General features: G+C 54.2%; 18 protein-coding genes and 2 pseudogenes. 12 read left to right on the top strand and 8 right to left on the bottom strand.

Going from position 1 to position 21,042, the window contains the following annotated elements; genetic code table 11:
• Positions 1 to 90: 90 nt before the first annotated feature.
• Positions 91 to 1,617 carry an ABC transporter transmembrane domain-containing protein gene (locus HRQ63_RS05850; protein ID WP_172240387.1) on the top strand — a complete coding sequence of 509 codons (1,527 nt, stop codon included), beginning with the start codon at positions 91 to 93 and terminating at the stop codon, positions 1,615 to 1,617.
• Between the two features lie 116 nt (positions 1,618 to 1,733).
• Here the strand turns inward: HRQ63_RS05850 and HRQ63_RS05845 are convergent, their stop codons facing one another.
• From HRQ63_RS05845 to HRQ63_RS05830, 4 genes are all read right to left on the bottom strand, one after another.
• The gene (locus HRQ63_RS05845) at positions 1,734 to 2,369 is read right to left on the bottom strand and encodes a YtxH domain-containing protein (RefSeq protein ID WP_172240384.1); all 636 of its coding nucleotides are present in this window, start codon (positions 2,367 to 2,369) and stop codon (positions 1,734 to 1,736) included.
• 767 nt (positions 2,370 to 3,136) lie between these two features.
• Complete coding sequence (locus HRQ63_RS05840) at positions 3,137 to 3,469, bottom strand: YtxH domain-containing protein (RefSeq protein WP_172240381.1); 333 nt, start codon at positions 3,467 to 3,469, stop codon at positions 3,137 to 3,139.
• Positions 3,470 to 3,532: 63 nt separating this feature from the next.
• Positions 3,533 to 5,248, bottom strand: coding sequence for an ABC transporter ATP-binding protein (locus tag HRQ63_RS05835; protein ID WP_172240659.1), 1,716 nt, complete (start codon positions 5,246 to 5,248; stop codon positions 3,533 to 3,535).
• Positions 5,249 to 5,434: 186 nt separating this feature from the next.
• Positions 5,435 to 6,634: an alanyl-tRNA editing protein gene (locus HRQ63_RS05830; RefSeq protein ID WP_172240378.1), complete on the bottom strand. Its 1,200-nt coding sequence runs from the start codon at positions 6,632 to 6,634 to the stop codon at positions 5,435 to 5,437.
• Positions 6,635 to 6,897: 263 nt separating this feature from the next.
• Here HRQ63_RS05830 and HRQ63_RS05825 point away from each other — a divergent pair, with 263 nt between their 5' ends.
• The gene (locus tag HRQ63_RS05825) at positions 6,898 to 7,413 is read left to right on the top strand and encodes a hypothetical protein (protein ID WP_172240375.1); all 516 of its coding nucleotides are present in this window, start codon (positions 6,898 to 6,900) and stop codon (positions 7,411 to 7,413) included.
• 236 nt (positions 7,414 to 7,649) lie between these two features.
• On the opposite strand, the pseudogene HRQ63_RS05820 reads toward HRQ63_RS05825, so the two are convergent.
• The 3 genes and pseudogenes from HRQ63_RS05820 to HRQ63_RS05810 all read right to left on the bottom strand — a co-directional run.
• Positions 7,650 to 7,901, bottom strand: a pseudogene (locus tag HRQ63_RS05820) (sugar phosphate nucleotidyltransferase); the annotation flags it as partial.
• Positions 7,902 to 8,257: 356 nt separating this feature from the next.
• Positions 8,258 to 9,178: pseudogene (locus HRQ63_RS05815) on the bottom strand (glycosyltransferase family 2 protein); the annotation flags it as partial.
• A 37-nt stretch (positions 9,179 to 9,215) separates the two neighbouring features.
• Positions 9,216 to 11,291, bottom strand: coding sequence for a glycosyltransferase family 39 protein (locus HRQ63_RS05810; RefSeq protein ID WP_172240369.1), 2,076 nt, complete (start codon positions 11,289 to 11,291; stop codon positions 9,216 to 9,218).
• A gap of 170 nt (positions 11,292 to 11,461) precedes the next feature.
• On the opposite strand from HRQ63_RS05810, the gene HRQ63_RS05805 reads away from it, so the two are divergent.
• The 3 genes from HRQ63_RS05805 to HRQ63_RS05795 all read left to right on the top strand — a co-directional run bounded on the left by HRQ63_RS05805 (position 11,462) and on the right by HRQ63_RS05795 (position 14,380).
• Positions 11,462 to 12,202 (top strand): response regulator transcription factor, encoded by a 741-nt coding sequence (locus HRQ63_RS05805; RefSeq protein WP_172240366.1) that lies wholly within the window; start codon positions 11,462 to 11,464, stop codon positions 12,200 to 12,202.
• Positions 12,199 to 13,812 carry a sensor histidine kinase gene (locus tag HRQ63_RS05800; protein WP_172240363.1) on the top strand — a complete coding sequence of 538 codons (1,614 nt, stop codon included), beginning with the start codon at positions 12,199 to 12,201 and terminating at the stop codon, positions 13,810 to 13,812. Before HRQ63_RS05805 ends, HRQ63_RS05800 begins: the two co-directional genes overlap by 4 nt.
• 133 nt (positions 13,813 to 13,945) lie before the next feature.
• Positions 13,946 to 14,380 (top strand): nuclear transport factor 2 family protein, encoded by a 435-nt coding sequence (locus HRQ63_RS05795; RefSeq protein ID WP_229714107.1) that lies wholly within the window; start codon positions 13,946 to 13,948, stop codon positions 14,378 to 14,380.
• 372 nt (positions 14,381 to 14,752) lie between these two features.
• Here the strand turns inward: HRQ63_RS05795 and HRQ63_RS26145 are convergent, their stop codons facing one another.
• Complete coding sequence (locus HRQ63_RS26145; RefSeq protein WP_268239429.1) at positions 14,753 to 14,881, bottom strand: hypothetical protein; 129 nt, start codon at positions 14,879 to 14,881, stop codon at positions 14,753 to 14,755.
• Positions 14,882 to 15,083: 202 nt separating this feature from the next.
• On the opposite strand from HRQ63_RS26145, the gene HRQ63_RS05790 reads away from it, so the two are divergent.
• The 7 genes from HRQ63_RS05790 to HRQ63_RS05760 all read left to right on the top strand — a co-directional run bounded on the left by HRQ63_RS05790 (position 15,084) and on the right by HRQ63_RS05760 (position 21,038).
• Positions 15,084 to 15,944, top strand: a complete 861-nt coding sequence (locus HRQ63_RS05790) for a GNAT family N-acetyltransferase (RefSeq protein WP_172240358.1) — start codon at positions 15,084 to 15,086, stop codon at positions 15,942 to 15,944.
• Between the two features lie 199 nt (positions 15,945 to 16,143).
• A complete protein-coding gene (locus HRQ63_RS05785) occupies positions 16,144 to 17,307 on the top strand; it encodes an ATP-grasp domain-containing protein (protein ID WP_172240355.1) in 1,164 nt (387 codons plus the stop codon).
• Positions 17,308 to 17,356: 49 nt separating this feature from the next.
• Positions 17,357 to 18,109 carry an esterase family protein gene (locus HRQ63_RS05780; RefSeq protein WP_172240352.1) on the top strand — a complete coding sequence of 251 codons (753 nt, stop codon included), beginning with the start codon at positions 17,357 to 17,359 and terminating at the stop codon, positions 18,107 to 18,109.
• Positions 18,110 to 18,193: 84 nt separating this feature from the next.
• Positions 18,194 to 19,069, top strand: coding sequence for a DUF4261 domain-containing protein (locus HRQ63_RS05775; RefSeq protein WP_172240349.1), 876 nt, complete (start codon positions 18,194 to 18,196; stop codon positions 19,067 to 19,069).
• A 29-nt stretch (positions 19,070 to 19,098) separates the two neighbouring features.
• Positions 19,099 to 19,431: a hypothetical protein gene (locus tag HRQ63_RS05770; protein ID WP_172240346.1), complete on the top strand. Its 333-nt coding sequence runs from the start codon at positions 19,099 to 19,101 to the stop codon at positions 19,429 to 19,431.
• 426 nt (positions 19,432 to 19,857) lie between these two features.
• Positions 19,858 to 20,796, top strand: coding sequence for an ATP-grasp domain-containing protein (locus tag HRQ63_RS05765; protein ID WP_172240343.1), 939 nt, complete (start codon positions 19,858 to 19,860; stop codon positions 20,794 to 20,796).
• Complete coding sequence (locus HRQ63_RS05760; RefSeq protein WP_172240340.1) at positions 20,793 to 21,038, top strand: glycine zipper domain-containing protein; 246 nt, start codon at positions 20,793 to 20,795, stop codon at positions 21,036 to 21,038. The genes HRQ63_RS05765 and HRQ63_RS05760 overlap by 4 nt, the downstream gene beginning before the upstream one ends.
• Positions 21,039 to 21,042: the final 4 nt, after the last annotated feature.

The raw sequence follows: 21,042 nt of genomic DNA, 5'->3' as shown, positions 1-21,042 counted from the left end.
CAACCGCATATATACTTGATAAGCATAAAAAAGGAACCGACCTCTCTGAGGCGGTTCCTTTTTTTATGCCTTCATAAGGAGAGATGAATCATGTCAACCCGCAAAAAAATGCTGATGCCTTTGCTAACCGAACTGCCGCTCGTTTTATTGACGATCGCGATCGGAGCGGCTTCGGCAGGCTTGAACTTGTTCAAGCCCCTGCTGCTCGGGATGATCATCGGCGAATTGACGAGCAAAGATCCGGAAGGCCAAGCATTCGTGTACGTAGGTGCGTATTTATGCGTATGGGGCATGAGCTGGCTGGTTTCTTTGTCTGCCCGCCGTATCGGAACCGCATTGGATCAAAAGATTCTGGTACGACTTCGGGTAAAGGTATGGATGCATCTGTTGAATATTCCGTTGATCGAAAACGAACGTCAGCCGCTCGGACGAATGCAAGCTTACGCCTTTTCGGATTTGCCTTCATGGGCCAAATTGTACGGCACCTTGCTTGCGCAGATCGCGCACTCCGCGGTTCAGTCCGTCGGATCGGCAATCGCCTTGACCCGTATCGATTTCGGGCTCGCACTGCAAATCCTGCCTTTTCTTGCGCTAGGATTCATCGTTCCGTTATTCGGCTCCAAAACCATGGTGAAGGTCAATCGCGCCACGCAGGATTCGATGTCCGATATGTCGGAGACCTTCTCGGGTCTGCTCCGAGGTTCCAAAGATCTTTTGTCCGCGGGAGCCGAACGCTGGGGCATTCGGCGTTTCGAAAAGGCATGCATGCGCTCCAAGCGTACGGAGGTCAAAAGAGCCACAACCTACGGCATCATGCAAATTTGCGGCGGTGCTTCGGAGATCGCTGCTTATATACTGGTTCTGGCTGTCGGAGGGCAAAGCGTACTGAACGGAGAACTGGGCATCGGCGAGCTGATCGGATTTTTGGCCTTGATCGAAATCATCTTTTTTCCGGCCAGGCATGCCGTCGACTTGGCGGGCGAAGTGCAGGCAGCTTGGGCTTCCGCGTCACGCGTTTTGCTTTTCCTGGCGATTCCCGAAGCCAAATCCGCGACTCCCGAACAAGGCGATCTGATTCTGCAAGGTCTTTCTTTCCGATATCCGGGGGCTTCGACGAATGCGGTTCATTCCGTGGATTGCATCTTGAAAAAAGGAGATCGAATCGTCGTTGTCGGGGCGAGCGGGTCTGGAAAGTCGACGTTCGTCAAGCTGATATCGGGGTTTTATGAACCGAGCGAAGGACGAATAATAGGGGGAGGCCGCAGCGCCGAACGCATAATGCCGATTTTTAATATGGACACGGTATTCGAACAGCTGCCTCTCGCTTACGATACGGTATTGACGGAAGGCGGGGACAGTTTATCGGGCGGACAAAAGAAGCGCGCCGCGTTGATCCGGGCACTGCTTGCCGAAAGCGACGTCTACGTTTTTGATGAACCGACGGCAGGTTTGGATAAGCGCAATGCCGATTTGTTTTGGCAGCGGATCTCAAAGCTCGACAAAAACGCAATCGTTATTGTCGTTACGCATTTACGGGAAGAAACCCGATACGCGGACCGCGTGCTTGAATTTCGGGAAGGGAGGATGACCGAAAGGGAAAAGCCGTTTGAACGGTAGAATCCGAAATGTGCAAACGGCGCCAGGACGCAAACCGATCAAGGGGCAAGGTTTGCAACGAACAAGCAAACAAAAACGTCCCTGATATTCAGGGACGCTTTTGTTCAGTCATGGTCTCAAGAACCGGCGTTGGTGATGCGCTGCTGCGCGTTTTTGACGACAGCCGCCGTTTCTTCGGTTTGCTTTTTGAGCTTGGCGATATCGTCTTGAAGCTTCGTGTCGTTCTCCTGCTCGCTCTGGAATTTTTCCAGCTCGACTTTCAGGTCGCGAACGGCGGCTTCGATCTCGACTTTCCATTCCATCGCGACTTCGCCGACTTCTTTGCCGAAAGCAATCAGCTCGCGGCTGGTTTCCGCTGCGGCTTGACCTTTGGCACGCAGAACCGCGATCGCGTTTTGACCTTTGTCTTTGGCGGTTTCCAGCGAAGCTTGGCCTTTGTCGCGAAGGGCAATAGCCGTGTCGACGCTGCGGTCTTTGAGGTCGATCGCTGCGGTAACGCCGCGATCTTTCAGTTCCAGACCTTTGTCTTTCAAATCGTTGGCCGCGATGACGCCTCTGTCTTTCAGATCGATCGCCGCGACGACGCCGCGGTCTTTCAGTTCCAAGCCTTTGTCCTTCAAGTCGATCGCACCGTCAGCGAGGACGCGGCGAGTCTCCGAACCGCGCTGCGGAGCGAACAATAGAGCAGTAATCCCGCCGATGGCGGCTCCGGCTGCAATTCCGGCAATAAATTTCAAGGATGAATTCGACATATGTAAGCCTCCTGTCTAAAAGTCTTCTTCTTTAGTATTACCCATAGTTACGTTTCTGAACAGAGTTAGCAGGGGGAAATCGAGAAAATTCGACGGGGGTGGCTCAATCGAGGCGCTGCGGGGTAAATTCGTTCAAGACGCTGTCTCACTTATAAAGCCTACGGCTTTATAAGTTCAAAGGCGTCTTTCACTGAATTTCCCCCTCCGCTGGGATTGAGCCGGAATCGGATTTCTCGATTGGAGGGGAGAAGAGAAAAAGCAAAAGAAAAAGATCCATAGAAGAATCAAGTTACAAGAGAGAATGAAAAGGATATAAGTGCGTAAAGGAATGGATTTGAACAAGACTGAATTTTGGTACTAGGGTCGACGTGTTAAATGGGGTGCATTTATGAAAAATAAAGGAGTTGCTTCAGCCGCAGTTTTCATAAGTATCAAATCTTCGATGTCTTCTGTCTTTACCTTATCTACCCACACAAACAAAAAACGCCCCGAAGGGCGTCAATGTGTCGAGAAAGTCCAACGTAGCTGGAAGCGAGAAGACGGAGAGAGAAATTCAGTGCAGGAGCGTTAGCGTTCGCCTTTGAAATCGGGAAAATACAAATAAAAATTTAATCCTTTTTCCCGATTTCAACACGCGACCTGAAGGCTTTCGAAGAAAGGCACATCGTAAGCATACGCTAACGAATTTCTCTCGGAGTCTTCTCGATTCTCGCGCCAACGTAACTTTCGAGAGCAATTTGACGCCCGCAAAAGGGACGTTTTTCCGTTTAATCCTTCACAACTTGCAAATGCGATGCAGCTTCAGAAGGATCAGCAGAGGAGTCGTCCGTTTCCGCCGAAGGCTTGATCTCCAGAGTCTCGATGGCTTCTTTCCAATCTTCGTCGCTGGACACTTCGCGTCCGAGCGCGATCAGATCGCGTGTTTTCTCGGCAGTCTCGTGGCCCAACTCCAACCCTTTTTCCTTGGTTTGAATCGCGAATTTGCGGATCTGTTGCCGGGTACCGGCGCTTTTGTTGGAAGTGAGAAACCAGGCTGCGCCGGCTCCGGCCAGCGTGCCCATCACGATTCGGGCCAGGCGCCGTTTCGTTGTTTCGTCCATCGGATTTTCATCTCCTTATCGACTTCAGCGATTGAACTTCTTCCCTACATTAACCCTCTTTGATCAACTGCCAAACTGTGCTTGGTGCAGACGGCTGTAAATCCCGCCGGTTTCGATCAATTCTTCATGCTTGCCTTCTTCGGCGATGCCGTCTTTGCTGACGACGATGATGCGGTCCGCGTTTTTGATCGTGGCCAGACGGTGCGCGATGACGAGCGTCGTGCGTCCGACCGCAAGTTCCGACAGCGACTTTTGGATCGCCAACTCCGTCTCGGTATCGAGTGCCGAAGTCGCTTCGTCGAGGATAAGGATCGGCGGATTTTTGAGGAACATCCGAGCGATCGCCATCCGCTGCTTCTGTCCGCCCGACAGCTTCACGCCGCGTTCGCCGATGACGGTGTCCATGCCTTCCGGCATGGCGCGAATGACGTCGGCCATATGCGCGCGTTCGGCGGCAACCCAGATCTCTTCAAGCGAAGCGTCGAGTTTGCCGTAGGAGATATTCTCGCGGATGGTGCCGGAGAACAAGAATACGTCCTGCTGAACGATACCGATCTGTTTGCGCAGCGATTCCAGCGTCATGTCCCGAATATCCATACCGTCCACGGTGATCGAACCGGCTTGAACTTCATAGAAGCGGGGCAGGAGGCTGCAGATCGTCGTTTTGCCCGCACCGGAAGGTCCGACAAAGGCTACGGTCTCGCCCGGGTGAACCTGAAGACTGATGTCGTTAAGAATCGGACGTTCTTGTTCATAGCCGAACGAGACGTTGTTGAAGTGAATTTCGCCTTTCAACGAATCGACGGCTTTGGCATTCGGAGCGTCCTGGATGTCCGGATCGGTGTCCATGATTTCCAGGTAACGGCGGAAACCGGCGATTCCTTTCGGATAACTCTCGATAACGGCATTGATCTTTTCGATCGGTCGGAAGAATACGTTCGCGAGCAATTGGAAGGCTACGAATTCCCCGATTTGGATCTCGCCGCGAATGAAGTACCACGCGCCGAAGACCAGAACCAAAACGCTGATCAGCCGCATCATCATATAGTTGACGGACATGCTGCCTGCCATTGTCTTATAAGCCATCAGCTTGGTTTTGCGGAAATCCTGATTCTCGACTTCGAACAGTTCGCTCTCGTGCTTCTCGTTTGCGAACGATTGCACCACGCGGATACCGCCGATGTTGTCTTCGATGCGGGAATTGAAGTTGCCCACGTTACCGAAAAGTCGGCTGTACGTGCGCGTCATGCGGCGACCGAAGAAGATAATCATCCAAGCCATGACCGGAATGATAATGAAAGTGATGATCGCAAGTTCCGGACTGATGTTGTACATCAGGATAAACGAACCGACGAGAGTCATGACGGCGATAAATACGTCTTCCGGTCCGTGATGGGCCAGTTCGCCGATATCGTTCAAGTCGTTCGTGATCCGGCCGATCAAATGACCGGTCTTATGGTTATCGTAGAATCGGAACGACAGCTTTTGCAGTTTTCCGAAAAGGCTTTTGCGCATGTCGGTCTCGATGTTGATCCCGAGCATATGTCCCCAGTACGTCACGACATACTGCATGCCCGTATTCAGCGCATAGATGGCAAGCAGTCCGATACACGCTGCCAGAATCAAGGTCCAGTTGCCGCCCGGAAGCAGGTCGTCGATGAACGTGTTGACCGCGATGGGAAACGCGAGTTCGAGCAGGCCGGCAAATACGGCACAGCAGAAGTCGAGCACGAACAGCCCTTTGTAAGGCCGGTAAAAGGCGAAGAAACGTTTCAAAATGTTGATGCCAATCCCTCTTTTCTCTCTTAATCTGTACTCCTCAATCTCCGATCCGAAGCGTTTGGCCGGCCCGTCGGAACAGAGTCTATTGAGAATCATTCTCTATCATAGCTTGTATGCGAGCAAAACGGCAAGATAAAAATACAAAAAAAGGCGAACAAGCATTTTGTTTGCGAGTCGCTTATTTTACTTGATTTCGTGATTGTTCAGCCGCTGCTTCAGGATGTCGTAACAAGCGGCGAGATCGGACTCTGCTGCGAATCCTGCCTGCGCCAATCGATCATTACCTCCGCCGCGGCCACCGAAAGCAGGCAATACTTCTTTGAAAAGAACACCGCAAGAGAAACCGGCTTCGCCGCCGTGAGCGAGAAGCAGTTTGAATTCCGTTAACGATCCAAGCAGGATAGGAAGCCGGGCGTTGCGGGCGGTCAGAGCCGTCGCGAGACTTTGCAGCTCTTTTACGGTCCGATCACCGAATAGTTTTGATATAGGGCCTCCCGTACGCACGGCTTCATGAAGCAATTCTTGAGCGATATAGTCGTCCAATTGCTGCCGCAGCGCGTTGAGTTCGGTCTGCTTGCGCCGATCCTCCTCGGTCCACTTTTCCAATCGTTCGACAAGTTCTTCTTTCGGCGTGCTGAGCTTGGAGGAGAGGGCAGCCAGTACCTTGGTTTGCGTTACGAATTCGTCGAGTGCGCGTAGTCCAGTTTTGAACGTTAAGCGAAGATGTCCTTTTTGCTTCTCGGCGCGCAGCAGCTTGAGCAGGCCGAGTTCGCCCGTAGCGCTCACATGCGTGCCGCCGCAAGCGTTGTATTCAATGCCTTCGATCTCGACGATGCGAACCTCTCCTTCAACGGAAGGGGCTTTGACGAGCGGCAAATTAGCGGCTTCTTCGCTGCTGACGAAATAACTTTTGATCGGCAGATTGCGCATGATGCGGACATTGACTTCCCGTTCGACCTGATCCAATTCGTGCTGCGTCCATTCTGTCCGTTCCACGTCGACGGTGGCATAGTCCTCGCCCAGGTGAAAGCTCAAAGTGGCAGCGCCGAGCAGTTCCAGCACCGTGGCGGATAACAGATGCTGACCGCTGTGCTGCTGCATATGGTCGAAGCGGCGCTCCCAGTCCAGTCGGCAGGAGACTTCGCTCCCCGGCTCGCCGGGCGAAGCTTCAACGAGATGCAGGACTTCGCCGTTTTTGCTGCATGTATCCCGTACACGGACTTCGCCGATCCACCCGGAGTCTCCCGGCTGCCCGCCGCCTTCCGGATAGAACAAAGTCTCGTCCAGTCGGACATAAATCCCGTTTTCGCTTGGAATAATCTCTTGAATGATCGCTGTCCAATCTTGGGAATAGGCAGAATCATAATAGCGTTTATGCGTCATGACGTTCTCCTTTTCGTTTCCGGTCCGGCTTAGACGGAACACGTTTTCTTAGCCGCGGAAGAGTCTGTTTGCATCGTATCCCATATCCGTATTTTGGGCAAACGGATGCAAAAGAATTCAACACTTTTCAGCAGATCTGTTCTGATTCGCGAAAGGGAGATGAAGCATGGCAATCGATCTTGAAAAAAATCCGGCAGATCTCGAACTGATGCGAAATGCGGCGTCGGGAGAGGAAAGCGCGTTGGAAGAGCTTCGCGGCAGGAATGTTTTGTTTGCCCGGCGTCCGTCAACAAGGCATTTTGTCCGAGCAACGCGAAAGCGGAGGCGGGATGGACAGTCTGATCGACATCCCGTTATCTTTTACCGTCAAAGCTGTATTCATGGAAGGAGAAAAAATCGTGTTATCGGCGGACGACGGTCGGGTGCTGGCGGCAGAGCCGGAGAGGTTCGGATTCAGACGCCTGATTCGGAAGCGGAACAATCCCGATTATGAAGCACAGGCGGAGCAAGATTTTCTCTCGATTCCGACCAAAAGCCGAGGAGCAGCGGACCTTTATCGGGACGAGCGGGGGAATGAGTGGACGTACAATACGGAAATCGGCGGGTATTGGTTGACCGATTCCGCCTCGGACGAACAAGGACAAGCCGAAATATCTTGTGAGGCGACGACTCGCGATGAGTTGGCGGAGATGCTGCCTTCGGATTCGGTAAATTTCAGTTATGACGGGGATCTGGAATTATGGCTGGGCGAAAAGGCAGCAAAAGATGCACGTCGTTGAGTTTGCGTACATGCCCTAGCTTAGAACGAAAATTTTTTCTTCTATAAAATAAAGGCTTTGGTTCCTATATGGGGACCGAAGCCTTTATTTCCGTCTCGTGCACTCTATTCCGCTATCCTCCGCTTCAATCCCCGGACTGTCGCATCGCGCTTAGTCCGGAAGCCGATTCCCGAGCATACTCCGGTCGTGAAACCAATTCATGCAGGCAATCTAATCCAGCGGACATTTTCCACTCAATCGAACTTGCTTTTCGCTTCAGGCTGCTGCTCCAGCTCTGCCGATTTGTCGAAGTGGTCTTCGATCGACTTCTTGTTTCGACCCGTCACGATAATAAGGCTTTCGATCCCGGATGCGACAGCTTCCTCGACAATATATTGAATCGCGGGCTTGTCGACGATCGGAAGCATTTCTTTCGGTTGGGCTTTGGTCGCAGGAAAGAATCGGGTTCCCAGGCCTGCGGCGGGAATGACGGCTTTGCGGAGTCTCATCGTCATCGGCGATCGCTCCTTCTCGCGCTATGGTGAACAACATGGCCGGATGCCGTTCCATGTCCAGTCGGATAGCGGGCGTGATTCCGGAAAAGAGATTGTTCGTCTGCGTCCACATGATGCACCGGTATAGCCGCGATGCCTCCATCGGTCGGAGCCGTATCGGTCTCGGTTGAACGGGCACTCGGCTGCAAAGGAGCGTCAACCCGTTCAGTAGGGCGGGAGATATGAGCAGCCGATTCGGTATCACGCTGATTGGCAGCGGAAGCATAAACGGATTCTTGGGCATATACGCCAGATACGGAACGATTGCGCATATCGGCTTCCCGTGAAGGCGTACGCTGCATATTGTGCGTTTCGCGAACGATATAGAGCGGGCGGCCTTTGACTTCGTCATAGATGCGTCCGATATATTCGCCGATCACGCCGAGCATAATCAACGTTACGCCGTTGAAGATCAGCATGAGGCAGATCGTGGAAGCCCAGCCGCGCATCGTGCTGTCGGTAAATAGCGCCATCGCGATGACGTACAGCATGTATACGAAACCCGCTGCCGACATGAACGCTCCGGCGTAACCGGCCAATTTGAGCGGTTTATGGGAAAAGGAAGTGATGCCGTCCAAAGAAAGCTTGATCATCTTTTTCAACGGATATTTGGTCTCGCCGGCCAGGCGTTCATCCCGTTCGTATTCGATCGCGACCTGGCGGAAGCCCGTCCAGCTCACCAGCCCGCGCACGAACGGATTCCGTTCGCCGAGGCGGTTCATCTCGTCGCACACCTTGCGGTCGATCAGGCGGAAGTCGCCGGTATCGACCGGGATCGGCACTTCGGTCGAAGCATGAAGAACGCGATAAAAGAGGGAGGCGGACCATTTTTTGAACAGCGATTCGCCTTTGCGCTTGGAGCGCTTGGCATAGACGACTTCGTAACCTTCCTGCCATTTGTCCAGCATATCGAGAATCAGCTCCGGCGGGTCTTGCAGATCCGCATCGATGATGACCACGGCGTCGCCGGACGCATGATCCATGCCTGCCGTGACGGCAATCTGATGACCGAAGTTCCGGGAGAAGCCGATCAGCTTGACCGATTCGTCCCGACGCGACAGCTCGCGGATGATATCCGGCGAGCGATCCGTGCCTCCGTCATTGACAAATAACAGTTCATAACTTTCTCCGGTTCGGCGCATGACGTCCGACAAACGGCGGTACGTCTCGGCGATAACCGCTTCTTCGTTGTACATAGGGATGATGACGGAAATTCGCGCTTGGTTATTCATCGTATTCGCCTCCTTGAAAGGTAAAGACTTGTCGGAATCAGGATTCCGTCAGTGTCACTTCATATAGCGTCAGGTTGTCGTTGAAACCGAAAGCGTTCTGCGTATCGGCAGTAGAGGCGTCCGCATCTGCGTCCGTTGTACTTTGCCATTCGGAAGACGGAATTTCGGTGCCGTTTTCCGTGATCCAGTCTGTGACCTCCGAATTGCCGTCACGGCCGCCTCCGCCCATGCCGCCGCCGAGCAGGAAGTATTTGACTTTGCCGCCGCGTACGAGCGCTTCGAGCGTCTCCGGCGTATAAACTTCGTCGGAAGCGTTAAAGCCGTTCAAAATGACGAGGCTTTCGTCTTCGTCGATCATGTAAGGAGCGGCGGTCGTATAGTTGGTGACCGCCATGAGGTAGGGTTCGCCCGTGTTATGTTCGCGCAGATAAACGAGCAGCTCCTGATCGGCGGATTCCGAATCGTCCATGCCGCCGAAGCCGCCGCCGTTTCGGCCCGGGCTGCCAGGCATTGCCCCGGCATTCGCCGGATCATCTGCGCCGGAGAAGTTTCGGCCGCCGCCTCCGAATGCTGAACTGCTGCCGTCGGGACCGGCTGCCGGCAATTGCGAATTTTGTCCGTAAACGATCGGCGTGAGCGACCAGTAGATCGGCCCGATAAACATCGCTGCCAGCGCTCCTATCAGAGAAGCTTGCTGTAGACGGTTATGATCGCCGCGTTTGAACAAAGCGAGCAGCACAGCGGCGATGAGACCGAGAACCAACACGCCGATCGACCAGAAGCCGCCGATGGTCTCGTCGTACGGGTGAAGGATGAACCAGGAGAACACGGTCGTTGCGAGCACCGATACAGGCAGCAGCCAGGAAGACAATCCTTCCCGATTCCGGTAAGCGTCCCACATTTCCGTAATAGAAGCCCCCGCTAATGCCGAGACCGGAGGCGCCAACATGATCAGATAATATTGATGGAAAAAGCCCGCGATACTAAAGAATCCTGCGACCGGAACAAGCCACGCCAGCCAAAAAATGATTTCCCTATGCTTGTCCGTGAAGTTCCGTCTGCGCCAGCTTGCCAATATGGCGAAGGCTCCGATCAGGCCGAGCGGAATCAACCAGCTTGCTTGCCCGGACAGCTCGGATTGGAAAAGGCGCAGCGGACCGGCTTCGCCCGTATTGAACATTCCGCCGCCGCCGTTCCCGCCTGGCGCGCCTCTGCCGTTCGCCCCGCCGAAGCCGCCGTCTTGTCCGCCCGGCATTCCGCCTTCGCCGCCGCGCCCTCCGCCGCCGAAGTCTTGAGCGGAACCGCCTGCCGCTCCGGTGCTTCGGTCGCCCGTCAGGCGGGAAACGCCGTTGTAGCCGAACGCGAGATTGATCACGGAGTCGGTTCCGCTGCTGCCGATGAACGGCCGTTCGCTCGCGGGCACCGAATCGACGACGACTGCCCAAGAGACCGAGACGACGGCGACGACTGCGGTAGCTGCAATCAGGGACGTCGCCTTCTTTTTCCAACCATGCTTGGCCGCCAACAGATAGAAGAGATAGAAGGCCGGCAGTACCATGTAGGCTTGCAGCATCTTCATGTTAAATCCGATGCCGATCATCGCGAATGCGCCGAGCAGGCTCCAGATTCCGCCTTTTCGCACGGCCCGGAACAACAGCCAGCTCGCGAGCAGCAGCGTGAAAACCAGCAGGCAATCGATGTTGTTCGTGCGGCTGACCGCGACGGCAACCGGGGTGAACGTCATGCCGAAGGCGGCGATGCGTGCGGACCAAGTGCCGAAGGAAGGCTTGACGAGCAGATAGATAAGAATGACGGAGCCGACGCCTGCCAACGCTTGCGGCAGGATGACGCTCCAGCCGTGCAGGCCGAAAATCAAAGCGCTGATCGTCTGAATCCAGAACGCGACCGGCGGCTTGTCGACCGTTACCGATCCGGCGGAGTCGAGCGAAGCATAGAAGAAGTTGTGGAAATTTTCCATCATGCTCGCGACGGCTACGGTGTAGTACGTGTTGGCGTAAGTCTCTTCCCAGATGTTCCAACCGTTCAAAAACAGGGCGATCAGCGCCGCGGCGAGCAGCCAGAAGTCCGGGCGGAATTTCGCTTGGGATTTCATTGAGTCAGGTCACTCCTTAGATGGGGTTAAAGCCGCAGGATGCGAAAAAACGCATCGTCTGCGCGGAGTCTCCGGCTGCGGGCCTTGTTGCTTCCCATTGTGACGGCTCTACCTGAAATCATCCTGAGAACCAACTGAATGTTTGCTGAAAGCCGGTGGCATAAGGCATAATGGGCGATAGAAATGATCCGGGCAACGGCCCGGACCGAAACGGAGGAGATCTTTTGACGGGCGAAAAAGGCGTCAAAATTCTATTGGCCGACGACGAGCCGAATATTTTGCAGTTTCTGGAGCTGGGGCTGGCAGGAGAAGGTTATGAAGTATGCACGGCGGAAAACGGAGCAGAGGCGCTTCGCAAAGCCGAAGAGTTTCGGCCGCATATCGTCATTTTGGATATCATGATGCCGGAAATGAACGGATTCGATGTTTGTCGAAAGTTGAAAAAAGGCGGGGAAAACGTGGCGGTCATCATGCTCAGCGCCAAAGATGCTGTGGACGATCGGGTGACGGGACTTACGCTCGGCGCTGACGATTACGTGGTGAAGCCGTTCAGCTTCGAGGAATTGCTTGCGCGGATTCAGGCCAGACTGCGCAATCAGTTTCCGAATCTGCTCGGAGGAGTAGAAATCGGGCCGTTTCGGATCGACGAGCGGCGCGGAGAGATTTTGTATCGGACCGAGGCTCTGGCATTGTCGCCGACCGAGTACGGACTGCTGAAATTCCTGGTGCTCAATCACGGCATCGTACTCAGCAAAACCAAGATTCTCGACAGCGTCTGGGGTTATCAGTTCGGCGGCGAGGAGAACATCGTGGAGGTATATATCCGCTCCCTGCGCGATAAGTTGGGGGACAAAGAACATCGGCTAATCCGTACGCTGCGCGGCGCCGGTTACCGGATGGATCTGTCATGAACGCGGATGGAAAAGCGCAAAAAAAGCCCGCGCAAAAAACGCTCTATGCCCAACTCTTGGCGCGTTCGTTATTTGTGTTGGCGGTGCTGCTGCTGTTGATCGGAGGGTTTCAATATTTTCTGATGCGCGGCTTTTTGTATCAAAATCAGGCAGAGACGCTCGAAGCCCAGTTTCGTTCGATTCCTCCGTTCCTGATCGAAGAATGGCGCTCGGACGTGCAGAAAGGCCGTGAACCGGCAGCGAACGAGTCGGATGCGGCGCACGCGCTTCCGCAGCGTTCGGCTCCGTTGCAGTCCAGAGAAGGAGATTTTTACGAGAGCGGAAATGCGGAGGACGGAAGCGGCTACGAACCCGACGAAGCTTCGGATGAACCGACGCCCGATCGGCGGGAGTTTTTGCTGGGCGGGCTGTCGCTGGCCGCGATCAATCCGACAGGCGAGGTCGATGATCTGAACGCGAAATATGGGGTTCCGGCTCCTTTATTAAGCGAAGAGGACTATAACTTGCTGCGCGAAAAGCTTTTGCAGCCCGGGCGTAAAGTGAATTATGTGCTGGCGTCCGATATGGACGGAACGGAGCAGCTTGTCGTGCTTCGCCCGGCAGGCGGTTTTGGCAGCGGCGGAATGCCCATGCTTCAGATCGGGATTCCGACCGGACCGCTGACTGCGATACTGTGGCGTCAATTGGCGATCTTCGCGGGGTTGTCCATGCTGGCGCTGGCCGGCGGATTTACGCTGTACCGTCCGGTGCTGCGCAGATCGCTTTCGCCGTTATCCCGTATGGTAGAGACGGTTAAAGTCATCGATGCGGGACGGCTTGACGAACGATTTCCCGTCGAACAGGGACAAGCGGAGATTGATCGGTTGGCGTTGTCTTTCAACGGGATGTTGGAACGTTTGGAAGAAGCGTTCGCCGCGGAAAAGGAATCGCAGGAACGGATGCGGCAATTCATTGCGGACGCGTCGCATGAACTGCGGACGCCGTTGACCTCGATTCGCGGTTTTTTGGAAGTGCTGCTGCGGGGAAGCCGGATCAGCGAGGAGCAATTGCGCTCCGCGCTTCGCAGCATGCATGGAGAATCGGAGCGGATGACCAAGCTGGTCGAAGATTTGCTGGTGTTGGTGAAGCTGGATCGCAGGCCGGAATTACGGCTTGCGGCCGTTTCGCCGGAGAAGCTGCTTCGTGAGCTGGAGTCTCATTTGCGCATGTTGGCCGGAGAGCGGCATGTTCTGCTGGATATGCAAGCAGGACCGGATATCAGCGTATCCGGCGATCCGGATAAGCTGAAGCAGGTCGTATTGAACTTGTTCGGCAATGCCGTGCAGCATACCGATTCGAAACAGGGAGAAATTTCGCTTGCGATTCGTTTGCGCGGGGAGCAGGTGCTGATCGATGTGAGCGATAACGGACCGGGGATTCCGCCCGAATTGCAGCGGAAAGTGTTTGAACGGTTTTATCGCGGAGACGAGTCGCGTTCGCGACGAAGCGGCGGTGCGGGGTTAGGGCTTGCGATCTCGCTGGCGATCGCGGAAGCGCATGAAGGAACGCTGGAGCTTTGCAGCGTTCCGGGCGGAGGCAGCACGTTTACGCTGGTGCTGCCGTTGGTTTGAGGCAGGCTCAAAGAGGGCGGGGAGCATGAATGACGCGACTTGCCCTCTTCTCCGTTACCGCTTTGTTCGGCCGGAGGACGTTTTGCGGGAGAAGAGTTCGAAGGGTTAAAATGGAAGAGAAATTTTGCAAACGGTGATCGAAGAACGGGAGTCCGGACTGAGAGAAGCCATGCTGACGGGCGACGTGGAGTCGCTGGATGCGCTGGTCGCGGACGATTTGGTTTTTCTGTCGCATCCGGGAAGAATCGTGACGAAAGAAATGGATATCGGAGCCTACCGATCAGGGCTGAAGATGGAGCGTATCGAATTCCTCGATCAGCAGATTAAGTTCGCCGAAAACGCCGCGGTAACGGTTACGAGAGCCGATATAACGGTCGTCGGAGGAGAAGCGATCAAGGATGCGCTTTGGTATACGCGTTTTTGGAAAGCCTGCGAAGGCAAAGGCCAAAGTCGTCGTTGCGGGCATGAGCGAGGAAAAAGGACATGTCGCCGTAGCGGAGATCGAAGCAGCCGGAGGAAGTGGCGCAGGCAAATCTATGGTTGGCTTTGGATATGTCTTCGTACGTGACGGGATGACGCTGCATGCGGATACGGGGTACACGAGCCGTTAAGATCGAAAAGCAAAGATCAAAGCGGCGAATTCAAACCAACATCTTGAACAAGTTGAAAGTGATTTTACCTAATTCAATATTTTATGGAATAATTAGACGATTTCGAAGGGCGGAGCGCCTGCTTTTTTCTTGAGAATATAGCGAAAAAATAGACGGAAAATTCAAAGAAGTCGTTTAAACGCGCATGCGTAAAAAAGCTGGATAATAAAGGGTTTATGAGGATACGAATGGAGATTTAAACGTTTCGATTACTTTGCATTTTCTGCAGGAATTTTAAATTTTCAATTCCTAGATAAATGCTATTGATTTTGTTTGAATTTAAATTATTATTAAGGCACCAACATTAGCACATTTGCCTGCAAAAGGCACGGTTGTAAAAAGCCATCGATAAAAAAGTTTGCCTCGAATTTCTTCCCTTCCCAAAGTGCTGCCGCTTCGGCAATCGCGGTTAGTGCCATTGCTAGTCCTCTCTGCTCAAGCTGCACAATTAACGAACAGCCATGAGTGGAACGCTTCCAACCCGGAAGAACCTGTAAATGCTGAATAAGGAACGGATTTCTTTTCATTTTAACGCTTGGCGACAGTGCCCAAATGCATAAGCCGACATCAAGAATCACATAAGCACGTGGATCCGATACAAGGTCCGCGTCAGAACGGAAGGTGAGGGCAATCGTTTCGATCCGAGTAAGACCGGCCAAAGCCGAAAATTTCAAAGCCTATTTGCCAGGTTTGCCCGATCCGCTTCCTCCGGGTTCGATCGGATTGACGGCGGAAGTGGACGGGGTGTTTGCGGGCACGGCGCTCGCCATTGCACATCCGCGTTCCGGAACGGGCAGTATCAGCGTGCTTGATGTTCCCGAAATTTTTCGCAATTTGGGAATCGGAAGCCGTTTACTGCTGGAAGCCGAACGTCAACTGATCGAAGCAGGCTGCCGCACGGTCCGCGTTACGCTGACGATGCGCAAAGGAGAACCCTGCCCGGAAAGAGATTTTCTGATCAAACGCGGCTACGCGTCGGAAAAGCTTCAAGTCAGGAGCTATACGTTCCGTTCGGCCAGCGCGCAGGAAGAATCTTGGCTGGAGCGGTTCCGACTGCCGGCAGGCTGCGAATTGAAGCCGCTGTTGTCGGCTGCTCCGGAAGAACGCGAAGAACTGCAGCGGATCGCCGCTTCGCTTCCGCCGGATCTGCATCCGTTCGAAGAAGAGCGGATGCTGCACCCGGAATTCAGCACGATGCTGAAGATCGACGGCAGGGTTGCCGGGTGGCTCGGAGTCCAGCAGTTGGCTTCGAACCTGCTGCTGCTTCGCTCCATGCATGTCGAAACCGAGTTCCGGATTCGGGGAAACGGCATGGCTTTGTTCGCCGAGCTGAACCGCAAGCATCGGCTGCTGGACCGTTTCGCTTATCATATGATGAGCATCTCCGGAGACAACCAGACGATGCTGCGATTGGCCGAGCGAAAGTTTGCGCCGCATGCGGCGAAGATCAAATCGATCATCCGTTTGGAAAAAAGATTATAAAGCGGGCTTGATCGGGGGCGGAGGCGCAAAAGCCGACGCAACCGTGCATCCCCGTTCAGGTTGCCCTACAAGGCAACGAATTCGCCGCCGGGCAGGTGTCCGGCGGCGTTTTTACATAAGCGAAAGAATCTCGGTAAATTGACGAAAACCCCGTAGACTGATAAATTAGGTACAATCTTGCGATGGAGGCGGTCCGATCATGAACTTTGTGTTTTTCTCTCCCCACTTTCCCGGCAGCAGCGGCGAGTTCGCGATTCGGCTGCACGAGGAGGGCGCGACGGTGCTGGGCATCGGCGACGCCGCTTATGACGACCTGCCTGAACGGCTGCGCGGCGCGCTTAAGGAATATTACCGCGTCGACAATATGGAAAATCAGGACGAGACGCTGCGTGCGGTAGGCTACTTTACCCATAAATACGGCAAAATCGACCGCTTCGAGTCCATGAACGAATACTGGCTGGAGAGCGACGCGCAGATGCGCACGGACTTCAATATCGACGGCACCAAAGCCGACTTTGTCGATAACTTAAAACAGAAATCGAAGATGAAAGACTTTTTCCGCAAAAGCGGCGTGGACACGGTTCGTTTTTTGAAAAATCCAGATCGGATCAGCGCGGCGGCTTTTATCGCGGAAAACGGATTTCCCGTCGTGGTCAAGCCGGATCTGGGATCGGGCGCGAGCCATACGTACAAGCTGAGCGATCAGGAGGAGCTGGATTATTTCCTGCATACGCGGCCCGACGATACGGCGTTTATTATGGAAGAGTTCATCGACGGGATCATTTTGACGTACGACGGGATTATCGACCATGAAGGCATCGTGCGTTTCCAGGCCAGCCACCGGTTCGAGCAGAGCATCATGAAAGTGGTCAGCGACGATGATCATTTGCGTTATTTTTGTTTGAAAAACGTCGATCCCGAAGTGGAGAAGGCGGGACGGAGCATTTTGGAGGCTTTCGGAATTCGGGAACGCTTCTTCCATATCGAGCTGTTCAAATCCAACAAAAACGGCCGCCTGATCGCGCTTGAAGTCAACATGCGGCCTCCGGGCGCGTGGATGACGGATGCGATCAACTATTCGTACGAGACGGACGTGTATTCGCTGTGGGCGAGAACGGTCGTGCACGGAGGAAGCGGCGCGCCGCCGGAAGGCCGTTACTTTACCGGATATGCGAGCCGCAAAGACCGCAAGCATTACGTGCATAGCCACGAAGAGATTTTGCGCGAGCTGGGCGATGCCGTAGTCCGTTACGACGAGATCGACGCGATCTTCAGCCGGGCCAGCGGCAATCGGGCGTATCAGTTCCGGGCGGATTCGCTGGACCGGGTGCGAGAGATCGCGGATTATATTCAAGCCGAATAGTTTGTCTCACTTTAATATGAGGTGAAAAGAAAGGTCGGGGCGGTGGACTATGGTTAACGTGCAATATCGAAAAGAATACAGTCCGGCGCTCGGCCGCGACATGGAATATAAAGTGTACGGCGACCGGGGCAAACCGATGCTGGTGTTCCCCACGTCGCTCGGACGCTTTTATCAATATGAAGATTCGGGCATGATCGACGAACTGGCCGAATGGATCGACGCGGGGAAATTGCAAGTATGGGCGTGCGATACGCTGGATGAAGAGACGTTCTTCTCGCCGCATTGGAATATTCAGGACCGGATCGGCCGGCACGAGCAGTACGACGCGTATATCGTGCATGAGCTGATTCCGGGCATTTTGCGGGAAAGCCGGCAAAACAACGGCGGCGACGAGCAAAAGATCCTGATCAGCGGCTGTTCGATGGGGGCTTACTACAGCGCGAATTTCTTTTTCCGGCATCCTCAGTTCTTCGATACGCTGCTTGCGCTTAGCGGGGTATACTCCGTCAATCACTTTTTCGGGGGATATCGGGAAGGCGCGGTCTACTACAACTCGCCGCTCGACTATTTGCCGGGGATGACGGACGAATGGAGATTGGAGCAGTATCGTCATAGCCGGATCGTGATCTGCTGCGGGCAGGGAGAATGGGAAGACGAAATGCGGGAAGAGACGGCGCGGCTCGGCGAAGTGCTGTACAATAAAGCGATTCCGGCGCGGCTCGATTTTTGGGGCTACGACGTGCATCACGATTGGCACTGGTGGAGAAAGCAAATTCGATATTATATGCAGGATTTATTGTAAAACGAATTCCGGAAAAACGGCGCGGATGTCCGGATTGCCCGGACGTCCGTTGTTCATCGGAAAACGGAAGGAGCCAGAACAACGATGAGTTTTTTCACGAAATGGTTTAAAAAGTTGACGGAAGAAGACGAGGACACCACGGGACAAGAGACTTCGAGAGTTTCGGATCGGGAGCCGCGTTCGAGCAGGGAAAATGCCGCTTGGAGCGTGATTCCGGAACATCGACCGGACACGGTTACGTTAAATCGTCATGTTTTGCTGAAAACGTTGCAGCCGCCGCAGCTCGAAGGCGTGATTCAGAAACTGCGGATTCAAGGCGCGGAAGCGGAAGGCGGCTTGCATGACGGACAGCTGATCGCGCATTATCGGGGCATGACGGTTACGGCCGAGTACATACCCGCACCCCTGCCGAATAGCGAGGCCGAAGAGAACGCGAAGTACAATCAACTGTGGCCGCAGGCGGAGCAGGAGATTACGGGCTATGCCGCGCAGCTGCTCGTGACGCTGCGCAACACGCCGAACGGTCTGAGCGGACACCGCTTCCTGACTCAGGCGATCGCGGCTTTGCTGGACGGCGAAATGAATGCGCTTGCCGTCTACTCCGCGCCGCTGCTTGTGAGCCGGGCAGATTACTTGGCGAGTGCGGAGTTGTTAAAAGAGCAGGAGCTGCCGGTGAATCTATGGGTGTTTGTCGGCTTGTACGGCGGATCGCACGGAGGAGCGGCGTATACGCACGGCATGGCGGACTTCGGTTCGGAGGAGTTCGAACTGGTGGATTCGCCGCGCTCGGGCAACGAGATTTTCGAGCTGACGTTCTCGGTGGTGCACTATGCGATCTCGCGGAATATCCGGTTCCAGGGCGGGGAAGAGGTAGCTTTTGGAGCGGGCCGGGAGTTGAAGCTGGTGCGGTCGGCGGGCGTGGCGCTTGAAGGGATGACCGTGAAGATCGAAGGATTTTGAGATCGTTTCTACTTGAGGAGGAAATCGGCATGAAGATTGTTCGAAGCGGAACCTGCGGCAATTCGCCGAAAAACGCGTTCGTGGAAGAGTTGGCAATCCAAGTCGCGGCAGCGCTTGGTAAATCCGGCGCCTCGGTTTCCGACGAAGATTATCCGGTCCGGATCTACGGCGAATCGTTTGATGCCAGGCCGGACGAAATCGTCGTGTTTCAGGCGATCAGCCACGGAAAAGCGGGGGCGGCCAACGGAGAAGTCAGGTGGGGCGATAAGGTACTGGGCTTTGCGGTCTCGGTGACGTTCAAGACGTTGAAAGGCGACCGGGCGGAAAGCGTAAAGGTGTATGTGGGGACTGAGAAGACGTGAATAAAGCGAAGGTTTTTGAACGTGCTTGCTTTTTGAGTACTCGTCTACGTAATCGAAAAAATGACTCATATGATTCGCGAAGCGAGCGGACAAATTTTCCTTCTGGAGAGGTTGTCCGCTTTTTTGCGCGTTCTTTGACGACTGAATGGATTCTAACGTTTATCGCGGATTGCATCCGGCGCTTTACGAAAAACAAGACGTTACATTACGCATTCCAACCCCTCAATCCTTTACGCAGCGCAGAATGCGAACCTCCCGGGAATTTTATGCAAGCTTCCCGTTCGCACCTTTTCCTTCCCGATCTACCTAACTCCGACTCCGACAAACCCCGTGCAAAATTGCAAACCGCCCCGCGTTACTTTACCATTAACAAAAGAAGACGGACGGGGAGTGTCCGGTATTCGATATTCGAAAGGAGTACCTGATATGACTTTTACTGTCCTATTCGCCTCTTCTCCGATGAATCTGCGTGAAGCGGACGAAAGCTACATGGAAGAGTACCGTTCCGCCGAAAAGGCAGGGTTCGCCGTCGGACTCATCGACCTGGAAGAACTCTTAATGAACAACGATCCGCAAAAAGCGCTCAAACGAGTCGCCCTGCATCCCGGTCCCGAACCTCAATCTGCGCTGTACCGGGGCTGGATGCTGCGACCTGACGAATACGAGAACCTATACGCAGCCTTGCTCACCCGCAATCTGCGTCTGATCCATACACCCGGGCAATATCGTCATGTCCACTATTTGCCGGAATCTTATCCCAAGATCGAAGACGTCACGCCGAAGTCGATGTGGTTCCCGCTGCCGACGCCGGTATCGATCGACGCGGCAGAGAACCTTGCGGCGGAAGCGGTTCGCGTTTTCGACAATCATCCGATCATCGTCAAGGACTACGTCAAATCGCGCAAGCACGAATGGGACGAAGCCTGTTATATCCCGGATGCGTCCGACGAAAGCAAAGTCCGGCAGACGGTGCGGCGCTTTCTGGAACTGCAAGGCAGCCAATTGAACGAAGGATTGGTATTCCGCGCTTTTACCGAACTTGAAGCGCTATCTCGTCATCCGCTCAGCGGCATGCCCTTATCGCGGGAAATCCGAGTTTTCGTACTGGACGGCAATCCGATCTTCGTATCCACCTATTGGGAAGCGGGCGAAGATGCAGCTTTTAACGCCGTGTTAGGCGAGTTTCAAGAGATCATCCGATCGATTGAAAGCCGGTTCTTCACGATCGATTTCGCAAAAACGAATAAAGGTCCGTGGATCGTGCTGGAGTTGGGCGACGGTCAAGTAGCGGGACTGCCCGATGATACGAACGCGGAACGTTTCTATACGGAGTTGAAAAAGTCTTTGGAGAAAGGGGTCGGATGATGAACCCTGACCGCGATGAACGACCCAATGCGGACGAGCCGAATGAAAAACCGACGGCAGCCGGCAAAAAGGCGCTTGGCATCGGTATGGCAATCGGTGCGGCGTTTGGCATGATACTCAGCATCCTGATCAAAAATATGGCGATTGGGATGCCGCTCGGCATCGCATTGGGCTTGATTTACGGAACCGCTGCCCAAAAGCGCACAGATAAAAAACATAAGAGTGAACGCAAGACTATTTGAACAG

It is taken from the genome of Saccharibacillus endophyticus, from assembly GCF_013185185.1.
GTDB lineage: Bacteria > Bacillota > Bacilli > Paenibacillales > Paenibacillaceae > Saccharibacillus > Saccharibacillus endophyticus.
The sequence above is the reverse complement of the archived record's forward strand: the minus strand, read 5'-3'. Positions and strand labels throughout refer to the sequence as shown.

What these genes read in the sequence shown, in the direction of transcription:
- HRQ63_RS05800 (WP_172240363.1), top strand. Translation starts at nt 12,199, where the DNA reads ATGAACGCGGATGGAAAAGCGCAAAAAAAGCCCGCGCAAAAAACGCTC.
- HRQ63_RS05850 (WP_172240387.1), top strand. Translation starts at nt 91, where the DNA reads ATGTCAACCCGCAAAAAAATGCTGATGCCTTTGCTAACCGAACTGCCG.
- HRQ63_RS05845 (WP_172240384.1), bottom strand. Translation starts at nt 2,369, where the DNA reads ATGTCGAATTCATCCTTGAAATTTATTGCCGGAATTGCAGCCGGAGCC.
- HRQ63_RS26145 (WP_268239429.1), bottom strand. Translation starts at nt 14,881, where the DNA reads ATGGCACTAACCGCGATTGCCGAAGCGGCAGCACTTTGGGAAGGGAAG.
- HRQ63_RS05810 (WP_172240369.1), bottom strand. Translation starts at nt 11,291, where the DNA reads ATGAAATCCCAAGCGAAATTCCGCCCGGACTTCTGGCTGCTCGCCGCG.
- HRQ63_RS05780 (WP_172240352.1), top strand. Translation starts at nt 17,357, where the DNA reads ATGGTTAACGTGCAATATCGAAAAGAATACAGTCCGGCGCTCGGCCGC.
- HRQ63_RS05770 (WP_172240346.1), top strand. Translation starts at nt 19,099, where the DNA reads ATGAAGATTGTTCGAAGCGGAACCTGCGGCAATTCGCCGAAAAACGCG.
- HRQ63_RS05775 (WP_172240349.1), top strand. Translation starts at nt 18,194, where the DNA reads ATGAGTTTTTTCACGAAATGGTTTAAAAAGTTGACGGAAGAAGACGAG.
- HRQ63_RS05825 (WP_172240375.1), top strand. Translation starts at nt 6,898, where the DNA reads ATGTTTTGTTTGCCCGGCGTCCGTCAACAAGGCATTTTGTCCGAGCAA.
- HRQ63_RS05805 (WP_172240366.1), top strand. Translation starts at nt 11,462, where the DNA reads ATGGGCGATAGAAATGATCCGGGCAACGGCCCGGACCGAAACGGAGGA.
- HRQ63_RS05785 (WP_172240355.1), top strand. Translation starts at nt 16,144, where the DNA reads ATGAACTTTGTGTTTTTCTCTCCCCACTTTCCCGGCAGCAGCGGCGAG.
- HRQ63_RS05760 (WP_172240340.1), top strand. Translation starts at nt 20,793, where the DNA reads ATGATGAACCCTGACCGCGATGAACGACCCAATGCGGACGAGCCGAAT.
- HRQ63_RS05840 (WP_172240381.1), bottom strand. Translation starts at nt 3,469, where the DNA reads ATGGACGAAACAACGAAACGGCGCCTGGCCCGAATCGTGATGGGCACG.
- HRQ63_RS05765 (WP_172240343.1), top strand. Translation starts at nt 19,858, where the DNA reads ATGACTTTTACTGTCCTATTCGCCTCTTCTCCGATGAATCTGCGTGAA.
- HRQ63_RS05830 (WP_172240378.1), bottom strand. Translation starts at nt 6,634, where the DNA reads ATGACGCATAAACGCTATTATGATTCTGCCTATTCCCAAGATTGGACA.